The 5537-nt window shown below is 57.1% G+C and carries 5 protein-coding genes; 4 read left to right on the forward strand and 1 reads right to left on the reverse strand.

Translation table 11 applies throughout. The features are described 5' to 3' along the window. Positions 1-68 precede the first annotated feature (68 nt). Entirely contained in the window at positions 69-509 is a 441-nt protein-coding gene (locus RSSM_RS04820; RefSeq protein WP_008675171.1) for a thioredoxin family protein, read from the reverse strand. Between the two features lie 1024 nt (positions 510-1533). On the opposite strand from RSSM_RS04820, the gene RSSM_RS04825 reads away from it, so the two are divergent. The 4 genes from RSSM_RS04825 (at position 1534) to cyaB (ending at position 5409) form a co-directional block, all read left to right on the forward strand. Next, positions 1534-2280, forward strand: coding sequence for a hypothetical protein (locus RSSM_RS04825; protein ID WP_008675174.1), 747 nt, complete (start codon positions 1534-1536; stop codon positions 2278-2280). Between the two features lie 162 nt (positions 2281-2442). After that, positions 2443-3585 carry a thiamine phosphate synthase gene (locus RSSM_RS04830; protein ID WP_008675176.1) on the forward strand — a complete coding sequence of 381 codons (1143 nt, stop codon included), beginning with the start codon at positions 2443-2445 and terminating at the stop codon, positions 3583-3585. Continuing rightward, positions 3582-4595 carry a hypothetical protein gene (locus RSSM_RS04835; protein WP_008675178.1) on the forward strand — a complete coding sequence of 338 codons (1014 nt, stop codon included), beginning with the start codon at positions 3582-3584 and terminating at the stop codon, positions 4593-4595. Before RSSM_RS04830 ends, RSSM_RS04835 begins: the two co-directional genes overlap by 4 nt. Before the next feature lie 235 nt (positions 4596-4830). Next, the gene (gene cyaB / locus RSSM_RS04840; RefSeq protein WP_044301156.1) at positions 4831-5409 is read left to right on the forward strand and encodes a class IV adenylate cyclase; all 579 of its coding nucleotides are present in this window, start codon (positions 4831-4833) and stop codon (positions 5407-5409) included. Positions 5410-5537: the final 128 nt, after the last annotated feature.

Raw genomic sequence — 5537 nt, forward strand, 5'->3', positions numbered from 1 at the left:
ATCAGCGGCCCCAGCCGGATTGGAGACGCGACGCGTTCTCCATCCGTCCTACATTTGATACTAACGATCTAGCCGCGGCCGAGATCGCGGACTTTTTGCAACAGTGTGCGGACGGGCTGGATCGGTTGGTATCCCATCAAGCGACGTCGTTTCCAGTGACCGTCTGACGATTTGCTGAAGACGATGATTTGAGGAATCATCTTTTCATCAGCCATTAACTGCTTTGCCAATTCAGGTTCGGCATCGCGATCGACAACGGCGAGACTGACGCTGTCCAATTCACCCGATCGGCTCATGTCAGCGATCGTGGTTTGTTTGAGTACTTGGCAGGCCGGGCAGTAAGGTGCGCCGACTACGACCATGAGTGGTTTGTCTTCTTCGACTGATTGCTTGTACGCCAAAGTGTAGTTCTGGTCACTCGAGTGAGTGCTCTTTTCAATCGCCGGTTCTGCAGTGGCAACGCCGGTGGTAACGAAAACGAGTGTGAGACCAAAGAACAGTGACAACATTCCATGCTTCCTAGTGCAAGTTAGCTTGTCAGGACAGCGGCGGCACCATGCCGTCTGGAGAGCCAGGCGAGTCTTACGCCAAACGAATCTCAACCGATCATTGTCGCGATCAACCGCGACCGAACACGTCAAGAAAACGGACTCAATACAAAAGGAGAAAAGTAACTGTCAGGACAAGATGTACGGCCTCCCGAGACACACCACTGGAAAAACTCCCTTCCGTGTGTGTGTCACCAAGCGGCAACATAATGGCTTCCAGAAAGTCGGCTCCCGTCGGCGTACTCCACGCGGACGTCGGAAATGACCTTGGCCTGAGAAACAGCTCGGCAGAATCAGGAAGCCTTCCGGGTTACGGAGGGTGGTGAAACTGACCTGGGCGTGCCGTTGAAGCAGGCTGGCGAGGATTGTATGAGTGCCTCCATGTCGTGCAAGCGATTCGGGAGGCTTTTTTCGATTCTGGCGATAATGCGGATTGCGCGGCTTTTGAGGGCTCGCAAAGGGGCGGATTTTCACTTTGCCAGACTGCCTATACCACCTATATGGTTGGAAACACAGGCAGGCGGGGGAGTTTGCGCTTGCTTTGGTGGACTCTGAGGCCTGTTTGTCCTGCGGTCTTTCGCGTCCAATTCCGCTTTGAAGACAGGCCTGTTTGCAAACGTCAAATCACCAGCGAGACGTTTGGATCGGGGTGTCTTCGCCGCCCGCTGTCGTGACGTTTTGGAGGCTTCCGCCCCTAAAAGCCGTTGATTCCAGCGTGGTTTGTTCGGTTCAGGGAAGTGCGTGAGTCCGCGCTGCGAACGCAATTCAGTCTCCGTCTTCCCGGGCTGGATTCGCCGACTTTCGGGTCACCGGAGTCTCGCGGCGTCGACTACATCACGTTTGATGTCCGGTTTCTGTTTTCGTAGGCTGTCGCGGTTCGCGATCTTGCGTCACGATTCCGTGTTCGGAAACGGCTGACGCAGTCGTTTTTCGTCCTGATACTCCCTTTCGTTTACTGCACTGCTTCTCCGCCGCTGAACGTTTCATGACTGATTCTTCCCTGACCACGCCTGCGTTTGACGAACTCAATGACGAGCACCGCGAGATGTTGCAGCGGATGGGAGACAGCGTCGGCAAGAACCCGGAAGACTTACGAAATGCTGACGATCTGATCGGCTACTTTCAGTCCTTTCGTCCGGACGGTCGGGGGCTGGCCGGGGTTTTCAGTGGAGTCGCTGGTGGTGACGAGGTGCACGAGCGTCTCGAAAGGTTGTTCGACGTGGCGGGCGACGACCGACGTCCGAGCGGAGGAAAGGATGCGTTCTTTGTCGTCCGCAGCCCGGCCGAGATCGATCCCGCGGAGGTCGAGTCTGCGGGCAAGGAATGGATCGAACAACTCAAACGGCTCGGCGAAACGCTCGGCAAACTCAACGCGGTGGAAAAATTGTCAGCGATCGAACGTATCCGCGTCCTCGAAGGAATCCCGCCAAAACACCCGAAGGTCGCCGCGGAGAAATCGGAACTGTTGGTGCTGCTCAATGAGGAAATCCCTAAATGGCTCGAAAGTGCGGCACCGGACCATCACGTTGCCTCTTCATTGCGGAGTCCTTTCTACTTCATCAACTGTGACGCGATGCTGCGAGACTACTTGATGTGGTCGCTTTATCGACGTGGCGGAATTGGAACCCGCGTCGATGATCCGTTCTCGCCGTACTTTCGGTTGTGGCGTCATGGCGTCAAATGGCGAGTTTTCCAGGAGACCCAAGTCGACCTGTACATGCCCCGGCGGTGATCGTGCCGGCGACTCAGAAGGGGGACCTGCCGGATGTGTATGGCGAAGTGAGGCATGCGGCGAACCGGGGATGTGGTGTTCGCGAATCAGAGAATGCTGCAATAATGGCCGAATGGACACTTCAGCAGTCCGTTGTGCAAAATTGAAAATGTGTGGCCAAAGATGAATCCCGACGAAGACCATCACCCCGTCGACAGGGAATACCCCGACACGATCATGCGGGTTCTCGATGCGAACGCGAATCGTGCGGCGGAAGGGCTTCGGACGTTGGAGGAGACGGCCCGCTTCGTGTTGAACGCTCATGCGTTGACGTCGCGGTTGAAAACGCTGCGGCATGACCTTGCGACGGCGATTCAGTTGTTGCCGAGAATGCAGTTGCTGCGTGCCCGGGATACCGCGGGAGACGTCGGAACCAACGCCACGACTCAGAGCGAACATCAACGCAGCAACGTTCGGCACATCGTCTCCGCCGGAACGGGACGGACGCAACAAGCACTCCGTTGCCTCGAGGAGTACGGCAAGATCGTCGACGCCGAAATGGCCAAACGCGTCGAGCAGATTCGATACCGTTGTTATGATGTCTTTGCCGAATTGGAACAGGTTTGCGTGCTCGGCGGAGATCGGCTGTCGCGTTTGCAGCGAGCACGCGTGTACGCATTGATCGACGGTGGCGAAGACGAAACCGCCATGGTGCAACGGATCGGTCTTCTCGCCGATGCGGGCGTCGACATCATTCAACTGCGAGATCGCTCGCTCGATGATCGCACCCTGTTCGAACGAGCCGTAGCCGGAACGGCGGTAACGGGTCGGCTCGGTGTGCTGTGGATCATCAATGATCGGGCGGACATCGCCGCCGCGTCTAACGCCGACGGAGTCCATGTGGGGCAAGAGGAACTGCCGGTCGGTCAGGTGCGCCGCATTGTTGGATCGCAATCGATCGTTGGCTTGTCGACGCATGACATCCACCAAGTCCGTGAGGCGTTCGCGTCGACAGCGGACTACATCGGTTGCGGGCCGGTGTTCCCGGGCATTACAAAACAGTTCGAACGGTTTCCGGGATGCGATTTTCTTTGCGAAGTCAGCCGGGAGATCAGTAGCCGTGCGGATCACTCGGAAACACGCCCCGCGTTTGCGATTGGCGGAATCGGGGCGTCGAACATCGACCAAGTCGTCCGAGCGGGCTTTGGACGAGTCGCGATGTCGGGCGCGATCGCCGGAGCAGACTCAGCCGAGGTCGCTCGCGAGGTGCGAACGAAGTTGGAAACGGTGCCGATCGACAATCCTGCTGACATGGTGATCGCGTGAAGACATTCACTCATCGTCGTAGGAAACTGCTCGGTCCGCTGAATGACCGAAGTCTCCGAAGCAGCATGTTGATGGCGACGTTTCTCGCGATCGTTGGGTGGTGTTTTGCCGAGAATACCGAGACCCAATCGATTCGTTTGCTCGGTGCCCCGCAACTCAACGAGAGCAGCGGGTTGGGGTTTTCCTTCCGAGACCTCAATTGCGTTTGGACGCACAACGATTCGGGCGACCGTGCTCGCCTATTTTGTTTCGACCGGACCAGCGGCGAAGCGACCGGGCGTTGCGAATTGCCGGGTGTCCGAGCGATCGATTGGGAGGCGATGGCGAGCGTTCCGGTGACGAAAGACGAGACGGCGAAACTGATTATTGCCGACTGCGGGGACAACGATGCCGTCCGTCCGTTTATTTCGCTGTATCGTTTCGACGAGCCTGACCCGCACGACAATACGAAGCTGGACAAAGCGGATTGCGAGGTTCTGCGAGTGCGGTTCCCCGGCGGACCGGTCGACTGCGAAGCGGTTTGGTATGACCCACTGGAAGAATGCACGGTCTTGGTCGCGAAAGGCCGACTGCCGATTGCCGCGGTCTACACGGTGGATGATTCGCTGTGGGAGAAGGCGGCGCAGCGTTCCCGTACAATCGCTTCTTCGTTAGCGGAACCAAGTCGTGCACCGGAGAAAGGTGCGAGCGATCCGCAAACAGTCATGGCAACCCAGATCACGACGCTCGCGTTGCCGATGGCCACCGGCGGGGACCGCGACCCGTTGACGGGCGATGTCTGGATCGCCAGCTATTTCCAAGCGTTCCGTTTTCCACGCGGTGAATATTCTCGTTTGAGCGATCAGCTCGGACAGCTTCCCGTGGCGACTGAGATGCCACGGTTGCGACAAGTGGAAGCGATTGCAGTCGACGAAAAAGGCGGTGTGTGGGTGACGACCGAGGGAAGCCAACCGTTGCTGCACCCGATCGCGCCGCAGGCTACCGATTCCAATGCCACATCGGTTGACTAGCTGTTTAGTATGCGCGTAGGGCGGATGAAGGAGGCTTTGCGACGCGCATCAGATAGTGTCGCAATTGCCGGAATTTCGCAGGCACTTGGTCCGGCCTACCAAGCTAACGAAACGTTTGGCGAACCGTGTTGGCGTTGTCGGCGGGGTGGTAAGATTTGCCAATGCGTGTTGGTTTTGTGTTTACGGCCTGTCGATGATCGCATCGGTTTGTTTGTTCACGTTGAAGGATTCATTGATGTTTGAGATCGAACAGAAGTACTACGTTGAGGATTGTGATCAATTGGTCCAACGCCTCGCGGCCGAGGACGCTGTGTTCGTGTCCGAGAAGGCAAACAGCGATACGTACTACAACCACCCGTGCCGTGATTTTGTACAAACCGGCGAGGCTCTTCGGATCCGGCGAGAGGACGACGTTCCGTTGGTGACATACAAAGGAACGAAACGTCCCGGCGATGTGAAGGCACGCGAAGAGTTGGAATGGCGTCTCGACCCAGGCGACAAAGATGGTTCCCACATGCAACGCCTGTTGGACGTGCTCGGTTTTCGCGAAGTTGCGACAGTGAACAAACAACGCCAAACGTATCGCATCGGTGCGACGGAGAATGCACTGACGGTCACGATTGATGCCGTGGACTCACTCGAACGAGACGGTAACGCAGGTCTGTTCGCCGAGATCGAATGTGTGCTTCCGGTGGCAACACCGAGCGACGAGCAGATCGCTGAAGCACGTTCACGTGTTTCGGGTATGGCCGGACGCCTCGGTTTAGACAAACCAGAAAGTCGGAGTTACCTAAGAATGCAATTGGAGCGGTGACTGTGTTAAGATTACCGCCCCCACGCCACCGCTAAGCGAACGTTCGCACTCCTAGGCGTCAACGCACTCGAAGAGGTAGTTCAGATCACGATGCCGACACGTTACCCCATTTGCATTCGTTTTTGGAC

The sequence above is a fragment of the Aporhodopirellula sallentina SM41 genome, from assembly GCF_000346505.1.
In the GTDB taxonomy this organism is placed as follows: domain Bacteria; phylum Planctomycetota; class Planctomycetia; order Pirellulales; family Pirellulaceae; genus Rhodopirellula; species Rhodopirellula sallentina.

Excerpts from the sequence above, each read along its gene's own strand:
- RSSM_RS04820 (WP_008675171.1), bottom strand. The coding sequence starts at position 509 with ATGTTGTCACTGTTCTTTGGTCTCACACTCGTTTTCGTTACCACCGGC.
- RSSM_RS04825 (WP_008675174.1), top strand. The coding sequence starts at position 1,534 with ATGACTGATTCTTCCCTGACCACGCCTGCGTTTGACGAACTCAATGAC.
- RSSM_RS04830 (WP_008675176.1), top strand. The coding sequence starts at position 2,443 with ATGAATCCCGACGAAGACCATCACCCCGTCGACAGGGAATACCCCGAC.
- cyaB (WP_044301156.1), top strand. The coding sequence starts at position 4,831 with ATGTTTGAGATCGAACAGAAGTACTACGTTGAGGATTGTGATCAATTG.